Here is an 18,872-nt window from a genome sequence, read left to right on the forward strand (position 1 = left end):
GGCGTGCAGCGCCCGCATCCGGCCCCGCCCTGCGCCGACCGCGTCGCCCTTCGCGCGCGGCCCGCTCCTTCGCCCGCAGGACGCCTCGATGAACGACACACCGCACGCAGACGTTGAACCGACACCGGCGAACCCGCATCGCCGCCACTGGCTGCAAGGCGCGGCCGCCGGGCTGGCCGGGCTCGCGCTCGGCCCGCTCGCCGGCCTGCCCGCGTACGCGCAAGACAGCGGCACGCGGCTGCGCGTCGGCTTCCAGAAATACGGCAACTTCGTCGTGCTCAAGGCACGCGGCACACTGGAAAAGCGGCTCGCGAGCCAGGGCGTCACGGTGCAATGGCTCGAATTTCCGGCCGGCCCGCAATTGCTCGAGGGCCTGAACGCCGGCGCGATCGACGTCGGCACGGTCGGCGAGACGCCACCGATCTTCGCGCAGGCGGGCGGCGTCGATTTCGTCTACATCGGCAACGAGCCGCCCGCGCCACAGGGCGAGGCGATCGTCGTGCTGCCCGATTCGCCGATCCGCAACGTCGCGCAGCTGCGCGGCAAGAAGGTGGCGTTCAACAAAGGCTCGAACGTCCACTACCTGCTCGTGAAGGCACTCGAACACGCGGGCCTGACGTATGCCGACATCCAGCCGATCTACCTGACGCCCGCCGACGCGCGCGCCGCGTTCGTGCAGCGCAACGTCGATGCGTGGGTGATCTGGGATCCGTACCTGGCCGCCGCCGAGCGGCAGATCGGCGCGCGCGTGATCGCGAACGGCGAAGGGCTCGTGCGCAATACGCAGTACTACCTCGCCGCCCGAAAATACGCGGCCGCTCATCCGCAGGTGCTGCGCGCGCTGCTCGACGAAGTCGACGCGGTCGACCGCTGGGCACGCGACCATGTGACGGAAGTCGCCGCGCAACTGTCGCCGCTCGTCGGCCTCGACGCGCCGACGCTCGAAGTCGCGCTCAAGCGCGCCGGTTATGGCGTGCAGCCGATCAGCGACGCGACGCTCGCGTATCAGCAGAACATCGCCGACGCGTTCAGCGCGCTGAAGCTGATTCCCGGCAAGCTGTCGGTGGCCAGCGCACGCTGATGCACTGCCGCTGACGCACGGCACGGCACGACGCGGCCCGCGTGCGTCAGCGCGCGGAGGCCGCGCCGATGCGTCGCCATTCGTCGTAGTCGGTGACGAGGCCCGCTTCGTCGACCGCGATATCGGCCGCATACGTGCCGCTTTCGTAGCGGTACACGTGTTCCGCCGCGCGGGTATAACGCTGCTCGCCGCGCACGAACTCGAATTCGGGGAAGCGCAGCCACGCGGTATGGATCACGGCCGCCTCGCCGACGGCCAGCCCGAGCCGCCGGATCGGCAACGTGTTCGTCGACGGGCTGAAACCGAGATCGATATCGGTCGCGCCCGCGAGCGCCGGTACGTCGACGCCGTCGATCGTCCAGCGCCCTGCGTCGCACGCAATATCCCGCTGCCGTGGCGGCTGCGTGCCGCCCCACTGCGTGATGCGTGCCGCGCGCGTGAGCCAGTCGGCACCGCACGAGATCGCGTAATCGACACGAAACGGCGCGCCGTCGATCGCACCCGACACCGACCCCGACAAGCCGATACCCGTTCGCGACTCGACGAGCCTGCACCATTCGGCCGCCTGCCAGGTCTGCACGATCTGCCATGCGACGCAGCGCGTGCGCACCGCTTCATCCTGTTGCGTCATGTCGTCGTCTCCAGTCGATCGCACGGAAGCCGATTGTCGCCCATCGCACCGGCGAACACACGCGGCCTGCGCAACCGATGGTCAGTATCGGGTCGCTCCGCACCTTCATTCAGCCGTGCTTTGGTACCATCCGTCGATCGGCATCAACCGGAACCGGACAAGGGGCGCGACTTCATGGATTTGCTGGCGACGATGCGCATCTACGTCAGGGTCGTCGAGCGCGGCACGATGTCCGGCGCGGCGCGCGATCTCGACATGGGCCAGCCGGCCGTCAGCGAGCGTATCGAACGGCTCGAGAAGCATCTCGGCACACGGCTTCTGATGCGCAGTGCGCGCACCCTCGTGTGCACGGAAGAAGGCCGGATCTTCTACGACCGCAGCAAGGCGCTGCTCGAAGCGGCCGACGATGCGGTCGCATCGGTCTCGAAGACGGAAACCGCGCTCGACGGCACGATCCGGCTCGCGGCGCCGCAATGCTTCGGCGAGGTCGTGCTGCCGGGCGTGCTGATGCATGTCCGCACCGCGTATCCGGGCCTGCACATCGATCTGGTCCTGAACGACGACATCGTCGATCCGGTCACGGAAGGCGTCGACATCTCGATCCGCGTCGGACAGCTCGGCGACGGCGGGTTCGTCGCGCACCCGGTCGGCGCGGTGGGCCGCCGGCTCGTCGCCGCGCCGTCGTATCTCGACCGGTGCGGCCCGATCGACACGGCGGCCGATCTGGCCAACCATCCGTTCATCCGCGTGAAAGGCGTCTTCGCGAGCGAACGGCTGCCCGTGCAGCACGACGGCGGCCCGCTCGAATACGCGCGCATCCGCACGATCATGACGACGAGCCACTGGCGGCCGATGTTCGACACGATCGCGGCGGGCGGCGGCATCGGCGTGGTCCAGCACCCGGCCTGCGCCGACGCGCTCGCGGCCGGCACGCTCGTCGAGCTCCTGCCGCGCTACGCGATTCCCGACTTCGCGCTCAACGTGCTCGTCCACGCGCAGCGGCCGCTGCCGCAGCGCGTGCGGGCCGTCGTCGACGTGCTGAAACAGGACATCCCGCCGCTGCTGGCCCGCGCCGCCCGCTGACGACGGCGGCCGCCGTCAAGCCTGCAGCGACTTCCCCGGCTCCTTCACGTGCGCGTCGACTTCCATCTGGTAGAAGCGCGCGCTGACGAAACCGAACAGCGTCCAGCCCAGGAACACGCACAGGCCACCGAGCATCAACGCCTGCTCGCCCGAGCTGAACAGCGCATAGAAGCTGTACGCGGTGGCCACCATCGCGATCACGTTCGTCAGCAGCGCCTTCGCCGGCGGCACCTTCGCGACCTTCTGGATCGTGATCAGCGCGGCCATCGACATCACGTAAGGCACGAGGTTCGTGACGACGGCCAGATCGACGATCTTCTGGAACTGGCTGCTCAGTTCCGGGCTGATCGTCATCAGCGCGAGCGCGACCTGCGCGACGAGCAGGATCACCATCCCGACGATCGGCGTGCCGGTGCGGGTCGCCTTCGCGAACACCGGCAGGAAATAACCGACGTCCGCCGAACTCTTGAACACCTGCGCGACCGTGAACTGCCAGCCGAGCAGCGAGCCGATGCACGCGATCACCATCAGCGCGGTGACGATCGTGCCGACCGTCGGCGTGAACATCGTCGCGAACGCAATGCCGAACGGTGCGTTCGACTTCGCGAGGATCGCGTTGGGCACGATCCCTGCGATCACGTTGGTCGACACGATGTAGAAGATCGCCGACGCGATCGTGCCGCCGAGCACGGCGATCGGCACGTTGCGCTCCGGATTCTCGACCGCGTCCGAGTTCGCGCACGCGGATTCGAGCCCGAGGAACGCCCACAGCGTCACCGCGATCGAGCTGCTGACGGCCGGCCCGAACGGCAGGTTGTTCGGATTCCACGCGGCGCCCCAGGTCGCGCCGCTGAACCAGAACCAGCCGATCAGCGACACGGCGACGACCGGAATGATCACGCCCCACACCGTCACCGCGCCGATCCGGCCGGTGATGCGCGAGCCGCCGAAGTTCGCGACCGTCGTCAGCACGAGCAGGAAGATCGTCCACAGGCCGGTTTGCAGCGGCGACAGCGTCGCGTCGAACAGCACGGTGCCGTAGCCGACTGCCGTCACGCCGATCGCGACGTTGGCGATCACCAGCGACAGCCCGTACGTGTAGTTCGCCATGTAGTTGCCGGCCTTGCCGAACGCGTATTCCGCGTAGCCGCCCATCCCGCCCGGCTTGCGGCTCAGCATGCCGCAGCGCGCGAACGCATAGGCCAGCGCGAGCGAGCCGCCGGCCGTGACGATCCACGACAGCAGCGAGATCGTGCCGACCTGCGCGAGCTTCGACGGCAGCAGGATGATGCCGGAGCCCATCATGTTGACCGCCGTGAGGATGGTCAGCTGCCAGACGTTCATCCGGTTCTTCGGCGCGGCCGCCGTGGCCGCGTCGGACATGCGCGCTGCGTTTTCCATGATGTCGATCCTTCGATGTGAGGCCGCCGCGCGGCCGGTCGCCTGCTCGCGTGTTCGCGTGTTCGCGTGTTCGCGTGTTCGCGTGTTCGCGGGTTGACCCGTTCGCCCGGCCGGATGCTCAGGCCGCCAGGCAGTACACGCGGTACGTGCCGTCCTCGACTTCCACGCCGTGGGTGTCGTGCGCGAAGCCCGGGAAGCGCCGGTCATACGCCTCGAGCGCCTTCAGGTAACCGAGCACCGGGCCGCCGGCCGGCCCCGCGTTCTCGCCGGGCATCAGCAGCGGAATGCCCGGCGGATACGGCACGACGCCGGTGGCGACCGTGCGTCCGGCCAGTTCCTCGAGCGTGACCTGCTCGACGCGGCCCTGCACCAGATGCTCGTACGCGCGCACCGGGCTCATCTCCGGCTTCGGCAGGATCGAGAAGGCTTCCGACATCAGCCGCGTCGTGCCGAGCTGCTCCATCGCCGCGAACATCGTGTCGGCCAGGTCCTTCAGCCCCATGCCCGCATAGCGCGAACCATGCGCCTTCGCGAGCGACGGAATCGCCATGTCGAGCGGCAGGTTCGCGTCGTAGTCGCGCTTGAAGTCGCACAGCGCGCTGACGAGCGAGCCCCACTTGCCTTTCGTGATGCCGATCGAGAACAGGAACAGGATCGTGAAGTCGGTCGTCTTCTCGACGACGATCCCGCGCGCATCGAGATACGCGGTCAGAACGCTCGCCGGAATGCCGACCGGCATCAGGCCGCCGGCCGGCGCGACACCCGGCGTGACGATCGACACCTTGATCGGATCGAGCATGCAGTAGCCGTCCTCGATGTTGCCGAAGCCGTGCCATTGCGCGCCGGGGCGCAGCACCCAGCACGACGGATCGCTCGCGAGCAGCTCGGGCGGCGCATCGTGGAACGGGAGCGTGCGGCCCGTGCGCGTCTCGAGCACGGTGTCCGGTTGCCAGCATTCGAAGAACCAGTCGCCTTTGGCGCCGAACTCGCTGTTCATCCGCGCGATCATCTGCCGGAACGCGACGGCCTCCTCGATCGACTCGTGCGTGAGCGCCGCGCCGCCGGGGCCGTCCATCATCGCGGCCGCGACGTCGTTCGACGCGATGATCGCGTAGTTCGGCGACGTCGACGCGTGCATCATGAATGTTTCGTTAAACTGACCATGCGGGATCGGATTGCGGCCGTCGCGCACGTGGATGTACGACGCCTGCGACAGCGCGGTCAGCAGCTTGTGCGTCGACTGCGTCGCGAACACCGTCGGGCGGTCCGCATGGTGGTCGCGCAGGTCGCCGTGCATCGCGTGGCGATCGCGGTAGAGCGGATTGAAACGCGCGTAGCCATACCAGGCCTCGTCGAAATGCAATCGATCGACGCTCGCGCCGAGCAGCTCCTCGACGCGCGCGACGTTGTAGCACAGGCCGTCGTACGTCGAGTTGGTGACGATCGCATGCTTCGGCTGGCGATCGGCGAGCCCGGCCGTGAGCGGATTCGACGCGATCGCCTCGCGGATCGCCGTCTGCGTGAGGCGCTCGGACGCGATCGGCCCGATGATCCCGTAGCGGTTGCGCGTCGGCACGAGGTAGGTCGGGATCGCACCCGACATCGTCATCGCGTGTTCGGCCGACTTGTGGCAGTTGCGGTCGCACAGCGCGATCTGGTCGCGGCTCACGCTCGCCATCAGGATGATGCGGTTCGACGTCGACGAGCCGTTCGTCACGTGATACGTGCGATGCGCGCCGAACACGCGTGCCGCGTAGCGCTCGCTCTCGCCGATCGGCCCCGAGTGGTCGAGCAGCGAACCGAGCTCGCCGACCGAGATCGACAGGTCGGAACGGAACAGCGCTTCGCCGAAGTATTCGAAGAACGCGCGGCCCACCGGCGATTTCAGGAAACCCGTGCCGCCCGTGTGGCCGGGTGTATGCCATGAGTACTCGTAGACGCGCGAGAATTTCGCGAGCGCGCCGAACATCGGCGGCAGCACGGTGGCGCGATAGCGTTCGATCGCCGCATGGATGCGCCCGCCGATGAAGTCGGCGGTATCTTCGAGCAGCCACACGAAATCGTCGACCTGGCCCATCACCGCGGACGGCACCGTCGATGCGACGCTGCGGTCGGCCAGCAGGAAGATCGGCACCTTGCCGTTGCGATGGCGGACCGCGTCGAGCACGGCCTCGGACGGCCCGTGGCCGTCCACGCCGAGATCCCAGTCGAGCAGCACGCACTGGATCGACGGATCGGAGCGGATCAGCATGATCGCATCGTCGGCCGAGGTTGCCGTGAGCACGTCGATGTCGCGCTGTGCGAGCTCCGCGCTCAGCGTGCGGACCGCGCGCCCGGTCGCCGTTTCCTGCGTGATCTCGTCGTCGACCAGAAGCGCGCGCATGCCGAGACGACGAATGCCACCGACGGACGTATTCATGTTGTTGCCCTCGTTGTTCCGATGCTTCGTTAGTGTGATCGGTCTCACGAGCACGCGGACAGCAGGCCACGGGCCGCGGCGTGAGACGCTCGCCAATCCGGTTTGATTCGCCATCCAATTCGGAGCCGACTATGCCATAGATGCCTTTTGATGAAAAGCAGACGATTCGGTGAAACTGTCAGCCGTTTTCAAATCGCATTTCACGCCCGGTTCATTTTGATGTGCATTGCAACACGCGCATTCCCGATTATTCGAGTGCTTTCACCCGGCAGCCGGACCGGCAATTCCGGTCGATTGAATTCGCAGGGTTTTGTTGCTACGATCGGCTGCGCCGTGCGTTGACCGGCGGCGGCTGCACGGCGCCGCGCAAGGCCTCTGCGCGCGGCGCGCCGTGCGTCATTCGGCATTCAGCATTCGCGGGAGCATTTCAATCGGCTGCGGCGCGTGCCGGATTATGCGGATTACGCGCCCGTGCGAATGCGGCTCCCGTTTCAGCACATTTACGGGAGAATTCGCGTGAGCCTGTTGAAAATCGCAGTCGAGCCGGCGCTGATCGGCGCCTTCCTCACCACGCATGAACAGGTCGATGTATTTCAGACCGATTTCACGAATATCGCGGCAATCGTGGTCGGAATCGATTCGGCGCAACAGGTGCTGAAAACCGTCGAACGAACCGGGTTCGCGATTCCGTTCTTCGTCGCGGTCGAGCCCGGCCAGGAAGTGCCGCCGTCGGTCCTGCCGAGCGCGAGCGGCGTGATCCAGCTCCGTCATGGCGGCCGCCACTACTACGGCCGGCAGATCTCCGCCGCCGCCGACATCTACAGCGAGAACCTGCTGCCGCCGTTCTTCAAGGTGATGCGCGAATACGTTCAGCGCGGCTATGTGGAGTTCGACTGCCCCGGCCACCAGGGCGGCCAGTTCTTCTCGAATCATCCGCTCGGCCGGATGTTCTTCGACTTCTTCGGCGAGACGATCTTTCGCGCCGACCTCTGCAACGCGGATGTCCGGCTCGGCGATCTGCTGATCCACGAAGGCCCCGCGCTGGAAGCGCAGCGTAATGCCGCGCGGATCTACAACGCGGACAAGACGTATTTCGTGCTGAACGGCACGTCGACGTCGAACAAGGTCGTCACGAGCGCACTGCTCGCCCCCGACGATCTCGTGCTGTTCGACCGCAACAACCACAAGTCGGTGCATCTCGGCGCGCTCGTGCTGTCGGGCGCGCGCCCGGTCTACCTCGAAACCGCGCGCAACGCGTGGGGCCTCATCGGCGGCGTCGACAGCGCGGCGCTCGACGAGGCGCGCATTCGCGACGCGATCCGCGACGTCGCGCCGGAGCGCGCCGACCGGCCGCGCCCGTTCCGGCTCGCGGTGATCCAGCTCGGCACCTACGACGGCACGATCTACAACGCGCGCGAGATCGTCGACCGGATCGGGCATCTGTGCGACTACATCCTGTTCGATTCGGCGTGGGTCGGCTACGAGCAGTTCATCCCGATGATGCAGGACTGCTCGCCGCTGATGCTCGCGCTCGGCCCCGACGATCCCGGCATCTTCGTCACGCAGTCGGTGCACAAGCAGCAGGCCGGCTTCTCGCAGACGTCGCAGATCCACAAGAAGGACAGCCACATCGAAGGCCAGAAACGCTTCTGCGATCACCGGCGCTTCAACAACGCGTACATGATCCATGCGTCGACGAGCCCGTTCTACCCGATGTTCGCGGCGCTCGACGTCAACGCGCAAATGCACGCGGGCCCGGCCGGCAAGCGCCTGTGGCGCGACTGCGTCGCGCACGGCGTCGACGCGCGCAAGCTGCTGCTCAAGACCTGCCGCCAGATCCGTCCGTTCGTGCCGCAGAACGTCGACGGCCGCCCGTGGGCCGACTACCCGACCGAGCAGATCGTCGACGACCTGCGCTTCTTCCGCTTCCACCCGGCCGATACCTGGCACGGCTTCGAGGGTTATGCGGACGACCAGTATTTCGTCGACCCGTGCAAGCTGCTGCTGACGACACCCGGCATCGATCGCGATACGCACGAGTACGCGTCGTTCGGCGCGCCGGCGCCGATCCTCGCGCGCTACCTGCGCGAGCACGGCGTCGTGCCCGAGAAGGCCGACCTGTACACGATCCTGTTCCTGCTCACGCCGTCGGAAAGCTTCGGCAAGCTGCAGCACCTGGTCGCGCACCTCGCGCAGTTCGAACGGCATCTCGACCAGGACACGCCGCTGCGCGAAGCGATTCCGTCGCTGTGCGAAGCGTATCCGGAGCTGTACGGCAACATGCGCCTGCGGCAGCTGTGCCAGCGGATGCACGACTTCTACCGCAGCCACGACATGAAGCATCTGCAGAAGCTGATGTTCCGGCGCGCACGATTTCCGAAGCAGGCGATGCTGCCGCAGGCCGCGAACGCCGAGCTGATCCGCAACAACGTCGAACTCGTCACGCTCGATCGCATCGAAGGCCGGATCGCGACGGAAGGCGCACTGCCCTATCCGCCCGGCATCTTCTGCGTGGTGCCCGGCGAAGTCTGGAGCGGCCCGGCGCTCGACTACTTCCGCGCGCTCGAAGCCGGGATCAACGCGCTGCCGGGTTTCGAGCCGGAAATCCAGGGCGTCTATCTGCAAACGCAGCCGGACGGCACGAAACAGGCGTCGGCGTATGTGGTGGCGGCCGGCGCCGACGCGTCGAGCGCATAACCCGGCGGGCAGTGCGGCAGCTGTGCTTCGGGACTGCCGGACGGCGCGGGCATCGTGACGTGAATGCGTGGCGGGCGGCGCGCCGCGCCCGCCCCGTCACCACGCCTGCCGGTAAATCTCCAGCGCGTCTGCTTCCGTCACCTCGCGCGGGTTGTTCACGAGCAGGCGCGTCTGCAGCATCGCGTCCGACGCCATCCTCGGCAGGTCGGCCTCGCCGATACCGACCTCGCGCAGCGTGCGCGGAATGCCCGTCGCGGCGATCAGCCGGTCGATCTCGCCGATCAGCGCGTGCGTACGCGCTTCGTCGCTGCCCGTCGCCGACGGCGCGACGATCGCCGCGAGTTCCGCATACAGCGGTGCGGCGGCCGGTGCGTTGAAACGCAGCACGTGCGGCAGCACGAGCGCATTCGACAGCCCGTGCGGCACATGGAAGATCCCGCCGACCGGATAGGCCAGCGCGTGCACGGCCGCGACCGGCGCATTCGCGAACGCCTGCCCCGCGAACATCGCGCCGACCAGCATTGCCTCGCGCGCGTGGCGGTCGTGGCCGTCGTCGCACGCCGCGAGCAGGTTGCGCGACAGCAGCGTCAGCGCGTGCACGGCCAGCATGTCGGACACCGGGTTCTTCAGCCGCGCGGACGTGTAGGCCTCGATCGCATGCACCATCGCGTCGATGCCCGTCGCGGCCGTCGCCGCGCGCGGCAGGCCGAGCGTCAGCTCGGCGTCGAGGATCGCGACATCCGCGAACAGGTGCGGCGACACGACGCCCATCTTGCGCGCCTCGCCGACCGTGACGATCGACACGGCCGTCACTTCGGAGCCCGTGCCGGCGGTCGTCGGCATCTGCACGAGCGGCAGCCGCGCGCTCGTGACCTTGTCGACGCCGTACATGTCGGCCAGCGCCTGCTGCCCGGGCACGAGCACCGCGATCAGCTTCGCGACGTCCATCGACGATCCGCCGCCCAGGCCGAGCACGATCTCGGCATCGGCCGCGACGGCCCGCTCGGTCGCGTCCAGCACCACGTGCTCGGGCGGATCGGCGATCACGTCGTCGATCACGGTGACCTGCCAGCCGTGCGCGGCGAGACTCTCCAGCGCCGGCGCGAGCACGCCGCTGCGATGCAGGAACGCATCGGTGACGACGCACAGCCGCACGAGCGCCGGAAAACGTTCACGCAACAACGCGCCGAGCCGGCGCGCGGCGCCGAATTCGACGACCTGCGTCGGCACGGTACGGAATTGAAACGGGTTCATCAGGCGCCTCCCGGCGACGTCGCCGTGCCGGTGTCCGGCTGCACCATGAAGCGCAACACGTCGCGGCGATCAAGCAACGGAAAGATCGCGCCAACACCGATCCGCTGGAAATGCGGCGTATCCCGATGCACGTCGAGGCCGTCCGCGTAGCGGTAGCGTTCGAGGATCACGATGTGGTCGGGATCCTCCGCCGACCGGAAATACGCGTAGTCGAGGTTCTGCGGCTCGGTACGCGTCGCCGGCGCGAGTTCCGCGAGCAGTTCGAGCACGCGGTCGCCGTTGCCGGGTTTGGCGAAGAAATGCGCGATGACCTGCAGGTAGGGTTCGTTCATGTTGCGCTCCGTGTTCGACTGGGGGCCGTCACGACGGGGACGCACACGATGCGCGGCGAACCGGGGGATTCGAACGCGACGGCGCAACGCCGTGTCACTGGCTTGTCGTCGCATTGTATTGAATCCGCACGGTCTTCGCAGAGCCGGCATCGGGCCGCAAAAGGCCTGGCGAAACCCGCGCCCCGATCACGAGGCGGCGGATCGCAGCGGGGAGCCCGCCGTGACGATTACCACGGCACCGTGCGCCCCAGATAGTCGAGATACTCGAGCCCCGGGCGCGCCCGCTTGGCGACCAGCACGTCGACGAGGCTCGGCACGCTTTCCTCGATCGTCAGGCGCGCATCCGGCCCGCCCAGCTCCGTACGGACCCAGCCGGGTGCCATCAGCACCATCGCACGCCGCGTATCGGCCTGGCGCGCCGCGAAGCTGCGCATGAACTGGTTCAGCGCGGCCTTGCTGCCGCGATAGACCTCGCGCATCCCGCTGACGTTGTTCGCGACGCTGCCCTGCCCCGACGACATCGCACCGATCAGGCCGTCCGCGGTCACGCAATCCTGCAGCGTCTCGATCACGCGCATCGGCGCCAGCGCATTCGTGACCATCACGCGCACGAACTCGTCGGTCGTCACTTCGCCGATCGTTTCGGTCGGCTCGTTCGTCGTTCCCGCATTCACGAACAGCATGTCGAAGCGCCGGCCCGACAGCCGCTCGCGCAGCGCCGCCAGTTGCGCCGGCTCGCAGATGTCGAGCGTCTCGATGTCGAGCCGGCCGTCGAACCGGTCGGCGAGGTCGTGCAACCGCGTGCGCCCCGATCCTTCGCGCACGGTGCCCGTGACGCTCCAGCCCTTGCCCAGGAATTGCTCCGCCATCGCGAGGCCGAGGCCGCGCGAGGCCGCGACGAGCAGGATCGTCGGTGCGTTTTTACTCGATACAGTCGATTGCATGGTGTCCGCCTTTGCCGGGTTGCGTCATGCAGCCACTATAGGTGCGCATCCCGACAGGCGCCAGACGCACCCGACTCAAACCATAGTTGCACCGAACGCCATGTCACATCGTGCAGTGGCGTATCCTGTCGCCATGGAAGACATCGACCTGAACCTCGTCACCGCGCTCGACGTGCTGCTGTCGGAAGGCAGCGTGACCGGCGCCGCGCGCCGGCTCGGCCTGAGCACGTCCGCGATGAGCCGCACGCTCACGCGGCTGCGGGTGTCCACCGGCGATCAGCTGCTCGTGCGCGCCGGGCGCAAGCTCGTGCCGACGCCGCACGCAGCCGCGTTGCGCGACCGCGTGCACGCGATCGCAACCGATGCGCGCGCGGTGCTGCGGCCGGCGACGGCCGACGTGGATCTGGCAACGCACGCGTCCACGTTCACCATCCGCGCGGCCGCATCGTTCATGGAAATGCTGTCCGGCCCGGTGGTCGCCGCACTCGGCGAAATCGCGCCGCAGGTGCGCATCCGCTTCGTCCCGAAACCCGACCGCGATCCGCAAGCGCTGCGCGACGGCGCCGTCGATCTGGAAATCGGCAAACGCGGCGACGATGCCCCCGAACTGCACACACGCATGCTGTTTCACGACTGGCACGTCGCGGTGGCACGCGCCGGGCATCCGCTGTTCGCATCGGGCAGGATCACGCCCGCGCGTTATGCGGCCTGCCGTCACGTGATCGCGTCGCAGCTCGGCGATTTCGGCGGGCCGGCCGACGACCCGGCCGGCGGGGCCGGCCAGGGCGACGCCGTGCGCGTCGTCGTACCGGGCTACCCCGATGCGATGCGTGTCGCGGCCAGCACCGACCTGATCGCGCTCGTGCCGCGCTCGAGCCTCGGCAACGCGTTCTCGCCGGGGCTCACGGACGCCCTCGGGCTGCGCAGCTTCGAGATCCCGGTGCGCCTGCCCGGGATCCTCGTTTCCGCGCTGTGGCATCCGCGCATGCACGGCGACCCCGTGCATCGCCGCCTGCGCGATGCGGTCATCGCCGTCTGCCAGCGCGCGTATCCGGATTCCCGCACACCGCACACATCGCACACATCACGCCCGCCGGCACGCCGCACCGGCCCGCGCGCCGCAGGCTGACACGCGGTTCAGACCAGCCGGCCGCCGCCGTCGATGTGCAGGATCTCGCCGTTCATGAAGCCGTTGCCCAGCAGGAACGCGATCGCCTCCCCCACTTCATCGGCACGCCCGACCCGGCCGCCGGGCAAAGCCGACGCCGCACCCGCGAGAATCGTGTCGCGCGCTTCCGCGCCGAACGCGTCGTACAGCGGCGTCTCGACGAAGCCGGGCGCGACGACGTTCACGCGAATCGGCTTCAGTTCCAGCGCGAGCGACTGCGCCAGCGCCTCGACGCCGCGCACGGCGGCGGCGATGACGGACGTGCCGTGCGCGGCCGGACGATCCGACAGTTGCCCGCCGGTCAGCACGATCGAGCCGGTCGCCGGCATCAGCGGCAACGCGGCCCGGATCGCGTAGACCGGCCCGGCGATACGTTCCTGCAGCGCGGCGAGCAGGTGATCGGGATCGGTCTCATTCAGCTTGCCCGCAATGAACCGGCCGGCCGTGACGACCAGGTGATCGACGCGCGTGAGCGCGTCGAATACGGCCTGCACCGCCTGCCGGTCCGCGATGTCGGCCACCGCGATGCGCGCGCCGCCGATCGCTTGCGCGGCGGCCTCGAGCTTCGCGCGGGTCCGGCCGACCAGCGTGACGCTCGCGCCTTTCGCCTTCGCGGCGGCCGCGGCCTCGAGGCCGATTCCGGAGCTTCCGCCGAATATCACGACGTGCGCACCGTCCAGTGCCGAAGATTGCGTTGCCTCGTTCATGTCGACTCCTCGTCAGGGATTGAAGGTTCGCGAACGTTAGGTCATTCTCCATTGCGCAGGAACGTGGGAGACTTGAATAAGGTTCATTCCCGAAAGGAATAAGATGGAATCGCTGCGATCCATGCGCGTGTTCGTCCGCGCCATCGAGCTCGGCAATTTCTCGGCGGTCGCGCGCGAGGAAGGCACCGGCCAGCCGACGATCAGCAAGATCGTCGCCGCGTTCGAAAAGGAACTCGGCGTCCGCCTGCTCGAACGCTCGACCACGAGCCTCGCGCCCACCGACGAAGGCCGCCGGTTCTACGATCGCTGCAAGCGCGTGATCGACGAATACGCGAGCGCGGTGGCCGAGGTGCGCGGGCAAACGGTGCGGCCGGTCGGCAAGCTGGTCGTCAATGCACCGCTGGGGCTGGGCGAGCTGAGGCTGAATGCGCTCGTGCTCGAATTCCTCGCCGCATGGCCGGAGATCGAGGTCGAGCTGCAATTGACCGATCGCGTGATCGACCTGGTCGAAGAAGGCGTCGACGTCGCCATTCGCCTCGGCCACCTGCTGCCGCCGGATGTCGTGGCGCGCCCCATCGCGTCGTCGCCCCGCCTGCTGGTCGCCACGCCGAAGTACGTCGCGCAGGCACCGAGGCTCCGCCGGCCGGAAGACCTCGCGCGGCACGCGTACGTCGGCTACGCACGCGCGGACATCGGCAACGAACTGGCATTCGCCCGCGGCGACGAGCAGGTCGCCGTTCCGGTGCGCGGCCGGTATCGCGTGAACAGCTCGATGGCGCTGCGGGAATGCTTTCTCGCCGGGAACGCGGTGGGCAGCGGGCCGGCGTGGCTGGTTCAGGACCTGATCGACAGCGGCCAACTCGTCCGGTTGCTGCCGAAGTGGGACATGGTGCCGCCGCATGCGCTGCACCTCGTGTATGCATCGCGCCGGTATCTGCCGCTCAGGACCCGCACGTTCCTGCAGTTCATGGAGCAGCGGATTCCCGGGCTGCCCGGGTTCCATGCGACGACCGCCGCGACCGCCAACTCGGCCGCGCGCGCATCGCGGCAGCCCCGCTGACCGGCGGGCGTCGCGGTCACGGCCGCCCGGGTGCCGATCCGCCACCGTTTTACCGATCCGCCGAATTCCCGCTATTGCGGCGCCACCCGGCGGCGCCGGCGGGCCGTTCGGCTAAAATGCCGCACTTTCCACCTTGTCCGGCCCGCTCGCCATGCAACCCGCCTCCTCCGCCCAACCCGCCGCTCATGGCGCCGACGCCGCAGGTGCGGCCCGCGACCTCGTCTACGGCCCGAACGACCGGCCGGCGCCGATGGTCGCCTTCATCGCAGCGCTGCAGCACCTGCTGGCGATCATCGTGCCGATCGTCACGCCCGGCCTGCTGATCTGCCAGGCGCTCGGCGTGTCCAGCCGCGATACGACCCTCATCGTGTCGATGTCGCTGGTGATTTCCGGCATCGCCACCTTCGTCCAGTGCAAGCGCTTCGGCCCGCTGGGCGCCGGCCTGCTGATCGTCCAGGGCACCAGCTTCAACTTCGTCGGCCCGCTGATCGCCGGCGGCAGCCTGATGGTCAAGCAAGGCACGCCGGTCGAAACCGTGATGGCCGCGATCTTCGGCGTCGTGATTGCCGGATCGTTCGTCGAAATGGGCGTGTCGCGCATCCTGCCGTTCGTGAAGCGCCTGATCACGCCGCTCGTCACCGGCATCGTCGTGCTGCTGATCGGCCTCACGCTGATCAAGGTCGGCCTCATCAGCATGGGCGGCGGCTTCGGCGCGATGGCCAACGGCACCTTCGCGAGCGCGGAGAACCTGACGTTGTCCGGCCTCGTGCTCGGCACGATCATCCTGCTGAACCGCGTGCCGATCGTGTGGGTGCGCAGCACCGCGCTGGTCATCGCGCTCGTCATCGGTTATCTCGCGGCCGCGTTCCTCGGCCGCCTCGACTTCACCGGCATGCACCAGGCCGCGCTGTTCCAGGTCCCGACGCCGCTGCACTTCGGCATCGGCTTCTCGTGGTCGCTGTTCGTGCCGATGCTGATCATCTACCTCGTCACGTCGCTCGAAGCGATCGGCGACGTCACGGCCACCAGCAAGATCTCGAACGAGCCGGTCGAGGGCCCGGTGTGGATGCAGCGGATCAAGGGCGGCGTGCTCGTCAACGGCGCAAACTCGCTGCTGGCCGGTGCGTTCAACACGTTCCCGAGCTCGGTGTTCGCGCAGAACAACGGCGTGATCCAGATCACCGGCGTCGCCAGCCGCCACGTCGGCATCTGGATCGCGGGGATGCTCGTGGTGCTCGGCCTGTTCCCGGTCGTCGCCGGCGTGCTGCAGGCCGTGCCGGAACCCGTGCTCGGCGGCGCGGCGATGGTGATGTTCGGCGCGGTGGCCGCATCGGGCATCAACATCCTCGCGGGCGTCCAGCTCGATCGCCGCGCGCTGCTGATCATCGCGGTGTCGCTCGCGCTCGGCCTCGGCGTGTCGCAGGTGCCGGACATCCTCAACAGCCTGCCGCACGCGCTGAAGAACGTGCTGGAATCGGGCGTAGCGACGGGCGGCATCTGCGCGCTCGTGATGAACTGGTTCCTGCCGGAAAAGAAGTAAGCGGATGAGCCCCACGACGCGCGGTACGCCTGACGGGCCGCACCGCGCGTCGTACCGGCCGGCACCCGCTGCGCCCGGTGCGGGCAACGCGATCGGCGTATCGCCAACCGGCCGACTCCGCTCGCGCCACCCGTTGCCCCGATTCCACGCGGTGCTGCGGCGCGCCTGAAACCGCTCGGCCGCTATCGCCGGCATCACCGTCCCGTACGAACGCCGCATCGGACAATTGCAGCAGCGTACGCACGACAGCCACCACGTCGTGAACCGGCAGCAGCCCGCCATCGCAAGGGCGTCCGGCGCGGCACAAGCCACCAGCCACACCCCACGAAACGCGCACGCCGAACTGCGCTTTCAGCGTACCCCGGGTTTATCGACCCCGTGTCGGCGGCGATCAAAGGTCAAACCCGGTCATGCCGCCTTGGCCGATCGATTTGTGCTGGTTAGAATCACGACATGCCTCGAGCCCCTGCCCCCAACAACGCCCCCGAGACGCCTGCCGTCCCCGTCAAGGAACGCGCGACCGTCGTCTGCTACCGCGGTGAACGAGTCCTGCTCGTCGCCCGCGCGGCGTCGCGCTGGGCTCTTCCCGGCGGCACGATCAAGCGCGGGGAATCGCCGCTCGAAGCCGCGCATCGCGAGTTGTCCGAAGAAACCGGCATAACCGGCCAGAATCTCGTCTATTCGATGCAGTTCACCGGGCTCGCAAAGATCCATCACGTGTTCTTCGCGGAAGTCGCCCCGGACCAGACACCGCAAGCGAACAACGAGATCGAGAAATGCAAGTGGTTTCCGATCGACGGCGTCGACGGATTGCGCGCAAGCATTCCGACGAAGCGAATCGTCGAACTCGTCCATCAACACGAAATCCGCAAGGCGTAGCGCGCGACGGACGAGCGCATCGGTCGGCCGGCGGCCGGCTCGAGTCGCTGGTCGTGAACCCGCGACGCACGACCGCTCAGTGCATGCGCTTCCTGCGTAATTCGCGCGTGGAATAGACGACGAGGAAGATGCCCAGCATCGCGGCACCGGACGCCATGAAGTCGTTTGCGCTACCCGAACCGTGCAGGGACGCCGGGAATATGCCGAGACTCAATCCTGCGGCCGCGAGAAGCAATCCTGCAGCCACGCCCCAGATCGGTCCGGTGGTCTTGTCGATTTTATTTTGCATGCAGCACCCGTCTACAGTCATTACCTGAACGGTATCGGCAAAGAACGCCGCGCCTACCTTCAGTGATCCCACTATAGCCCGGAAAAAAATCATTGAAGCTTCAGTGCTTCTACCGATCAAGTTTTATCGATCACGGCCGCCCGGGCGAGCTGTTGTCAAAGATGCCGCTCCGGATTGCAGTCTCGGTGTCCCGGGAACGTGCCCGGTATCGCTGACGTCGGCATGCACACATCCGCGAGTGGCCGGAACGGATCGGCAATCCGGCTCGGCCAAGCCGGCGCCGGCCACCCAAGAACGCATATGCCGCACGCCCATATGCATTCCACGATCGCTTGTTTTACCGCACAACGTCGCGGCGCTAAGCTCGGAACCCGCCGTCGACTTCCCAATGGCTTCCCCGCCTTCGCCCACCATGCCGAACTCCGCCGAACAGGCCGCCGACTGGCTGCTCTCCGGACTCGAACTGCGCAGCACGCTGTTTCACGTGGGCCGGTATTGCGGCGTCTATCGCGCATCGACGGCCGGCCATCAGCGCGCGAGCTTCCACCTCGTGCTCGAAGGCGCATGCTGGTTGCACCTGCCCGCCCGGAACGGCCGTGCCGCGCACAGCACGCGACTCGTCGCCGGCGACGCGGTGTTCCTGATGCACGACATGACGCATTGCCTGACGCCCGACGCGATTGCGCCGTCCGACGACGAATACACGGTACGGATCGGCACGATGACGCCGCTTGCCGAGCCGGCGTCATCACCGGGCGATGTCGCGCTGGCATGCGGTTTCTTCGAGTTTCGTTCCGATCTTGGCGACGCGATCGCCGGCCTGCTGCCCGACCACCTCCTGGCGCGCCACGACGACGCGAAGCTGGCGGGCGCGCGCACGCTGTTCGACCTGATCCGCACCGAAGCGGCGCGTGCCCAGGATGCACCGTCGCCGCTCGTCAATCGTCTGACGGATGCGCTGTTCTTCTATGCACTCCGTGCCGTCGCGAGCAGCGACGACTTTGCGCCGGGCCTGTGGTCGGTCATGCGGCGCGCCGAATTTACGCCGCTCGTCGGCGCGATCATCGAGAAACCCGGCGACGACTGGACCACGCACACGATGGCCGCGTTTTGCCACATGTCCCGCGCGCGCTTCTGCAAGCAGTTCGCGCAGGCATGTGGACAGCCGCCCGCGCAGTTCCTTGCGCTGCTGCGCATGAAGGTCGCGGCCGAGATGCTGCGGCAGGGGGCATCCACGCTCAGCACGGCCGAGCATGTCGGCTATCAGTCGGAATCCGCCTTTGCGCAGGCATTCAAGCGCGTCACCGGCCTGCCGCCCGGCACCTGCCGCCGCGCCCCGGAGCGCACCGGCGCGACACCCGTGCATTGACGCGAGACAAACGCGCAT

General features: G+C 67.8%; 16 protein-coding genes. 8 read left to right on the forward strand and 8 right to left on the reverse strand.

Annotation, left to right across the window (positions count from 1 at the left end):
- Window positions 1–88 precede the first annotated feature (88 nt).
- A complete protein-coding gene (locus tag FOZ70_RS05300; RefSeq protein ID WP_060224373.1) occupies window positions 89–1,081 on the forward strand; it encodes a sulfonate ABC transporter substrate-binding protein in 993 nt (330 codons plus the stop codon).
- Window positions 1,082–1,127: 46 nt separating this feature from the next.
- Here the strand turns inward: FOZ70_RS05300 and FOZ70_RS05305 are convergent, their stop codons facing one another.
- Entirely contained in the window at window positions 1,128–1,712 is a 585-nt protein-coding gene (locus FOZ70_RS05305; protein WP_060218164.1) for a putative glycolipid-binding domain-containing protein, read from the reverse strand.
- Between the two features lie 174 nt (window positions 1,713–1,886).
- Between FOZ70_RS05305 and FOZ70_RS05310 the strand changes: the two genes are divergently transcribed.
- Window positions 1,887–2,795 (forward strand): LysR family transcriptional regulator, encoded by a 909-nt coding sequence (locus FOZ70_RS05310; protein WP_219705119.1) that lies wholly within the window; start codon window positions 1,887–1,889, stop codon window positions 2,793–2,795.
- A 15-nt stretch (window positions 2,796–2,810) separates the two neighbouring features.
- Here the strand turns inward: FOZ70_RS05310 and potE are convergent, their stop codons facing one another.
- Together potE and FOZ70_RS05320 are read right to left on the reverse strand one after the other, a co-directional pair.
- Window positions 2,811–4,196, reverse strand: coding sequence for a putrescine-ornithine antiporter (potE, locus tag FOZ70_RS05315; RefSeq protein WP_021162888.1), 1,386 nt, complete (start codon window positions 4,194–4,196; stop codon window positions 2,811–2,813).
- Window positions 4,197–4,314: 118 nt separating this feature from the next.
- The gene (locus FOZ70_RS05320) at window positions 4,315–6,615 is read right to left on the reverse strand and encodes an Orn/Lys/Arg decarboxylase N-terminal domain-containing protein (protein WP_219705121.1); all 2,301 of its coding nucleotides are present in this window, start codon (window positions 6,613–6,615) and stop codon (window positions 4,315–4,317) included.
- A 516-nt stretch (window positions 6,616–7,131) separates the two neighbouring features.
- On the opposite strand from FOZ70_RS05320, the gene FOZ70_RS05325 reads away from it, so the two are divergent.
- A complete protein-coding gene (locus tag FOZ70_RS05325) occupies window positions 7,132–9,312 on the forward strand; it encodes an ornithine decarboxylase (protein ID WP_219705122.1) in 2,181 nt (726 codons plus the stop codon).
- Window positions 9,313–9,408: 96 nt separating this feature from the next.
- On the opposite strand, the gene FOZ70_RS05330 is transcribed toward FOZ70_RS05325, so the two are convergent.
- From FOZ70_RS05330 to FOZ70_RS05340, 3 genes are all read right to left on the reverse strand, one after another.
- Window positions 9,409–10,566 carry an iron-containing alcohol dehydrogenase gene (locus FOZ70_RS05330; protein WP_021162885.1) on the reverse strand — a complete coding sequence of 386 codons (1,158 nt, stop codon included), beginning with the start codon at window positions 10,564–10,566 and terminating at the stop codon, window positions 9,409–9,411.
- Window positions 10,566–10,898, reverse strand: a complete 333-nt coding sequence (locus FOZ70_RS05335) for a putative quinol monooxygenase (RefSeq protein ID WP_048026491.1) — start codon at window positions 10,896–10,898, stop codon at window positions 10,566–10,568. The genes FOZ70_RS05330 and FOZ70_RS05335 overlap by 1 nt, the downstream gene beginning before the upstream one ends.
- A 227-nt stretch (window positions 10,899–11,125) precedes the next feature.
- Window positions 11,126–11,842, reverse strand: a complete 717-nt coding sequence (locus FOZ70_RS05340) for an SDR family oxidoreductase (RefSeq protein ID WP_059495064.1) — start codon at window positions 11,840–11,842, stop codon at window positions 11,126–11,128.
- A gap of 133 nt (window positions 11,843–11,975) precedes the next feature.
- Between FOZ70_RS05340 and FOZ70_RS05345 the strand changes: the two genes are divergently transcribed.
- The gene (locus FOZ70_RS05345) at window positions 11,976–12,971 is read left to right on the forward strand and encodes a LysR family transcriptional regulator (RefSeq protein ID WP_060072346.1); all 996 of its coding nucleotides are present in this window, start codon (window positions 11,976–11,978) and stop codon (window positions 12,969–12,971) included.
- A gap of 8 nt (window positions 12,972–12,979) precedes the next feature.
- Here the strand turns inward: FOZ70_RS05345 and FOZ70_RS05350 are convergent, their stop codons facing one another.
- A complete protein-coding gene (locus tag FOZ70_RS05350; protein WP_021162881.1) occupies window positions 12,980–13,717 on the reverse strand; it encodes an SDR family oxidoreductase in 738 nt (245 codons plus the stop codon).
- A 103-nt stretch (window positions 13,718–13,820) separates the two neighbouring features.
- Between FOZ70_RS05350 and FOZ70_RS05355 the strand changes: the two genes are divergently transcribed.
- The 3 genes from FOZ70_RS05355 (at window position 13,821) to FOZ70_RS05365 (ending at window position 17,196) form a co-directional block, all read left to right on the forward strand.
- Window positions 13,821–14,777 carry a LysR family transcriptional regulator gene (locus tag FOZ70_RS05355; RefSeq protein ID WP_219705124.1) on the forward strand — a complete coding sequence of 319 codons (957 nt, stop codon included), beginning with the start codon at window positions 13,821–13,823 and terminating at the stop codon, window positions 14,775–14,777.
- Between the two features lie 151 nt (window positions 14,778–14,928).
- A complete protein-coding gene (locus FOZ70_RS05360; protein ID WP_060127278.1) occupies window positions 14,929–16,317 on the forward strand; it encodes a uracil-xanthine permease family protein in 1,389 nt (462 codons plus the stop codon).
- A 453-nt stretch (window positions 16,318–16,770) separates the two neighbouring features.
- The gene (locus FOZ70_RS05365) at window positions 16,771–17,196 is read left to right on the forward strand and encodes an NUDIX hydrolase (RefSeq protein WP_021162877.1); all 426 of its coding nucleotides are present in this window, start codon (window positions 16,771–16,773) and stop codon (window positions 17,194–17,196) included.
- A gap of 76 nt (window positions 17,197–17,272) precedes the next feature.
- Here FOZ70_RS05365 and FOZ70_RS05370 read toward each other — a convergent pair whose 3' ends face one another.
- Window positions 17,273–17,485, reverse strand: coding sequence for a hypothetical protein (locus tag FOZ70_RS05370; protein ID WP_021162876.1), 213 nt, complete (start codon window positions 17,483–17,485; stop codon window positions 17,273–17,275).
- 388 nt (window positions 17,486–17,873) lie between these two features.
- Here FOZ70_RS05370 and FOZ70_RS05375 point away from each other — a divergent pair, with 388 nt between their 5' ends.
- Window positions 17,874–18,854, forward strand: a complete 981-nt coding sequence (locus tag FOZ70_RS05375; protein ID WP_226233633.1) for an AraC family transcriptional regulator — start codon at window positions 17,874–17,876, stop codon at window positions 18,852–18,854.
- Window positions 18,855–18,872 lie beyond the last annotated feature (18 nt).

The organism is Burkholderia sp. COPS, from assembly GCF_019425585.1.
Classification (GTDB): Bacteria; Pseudomonadota; Gammaproteobacteria; order Burkholderiales; family Burkholderiaceae; genus Burkholderia; species Burkholderia cepacia.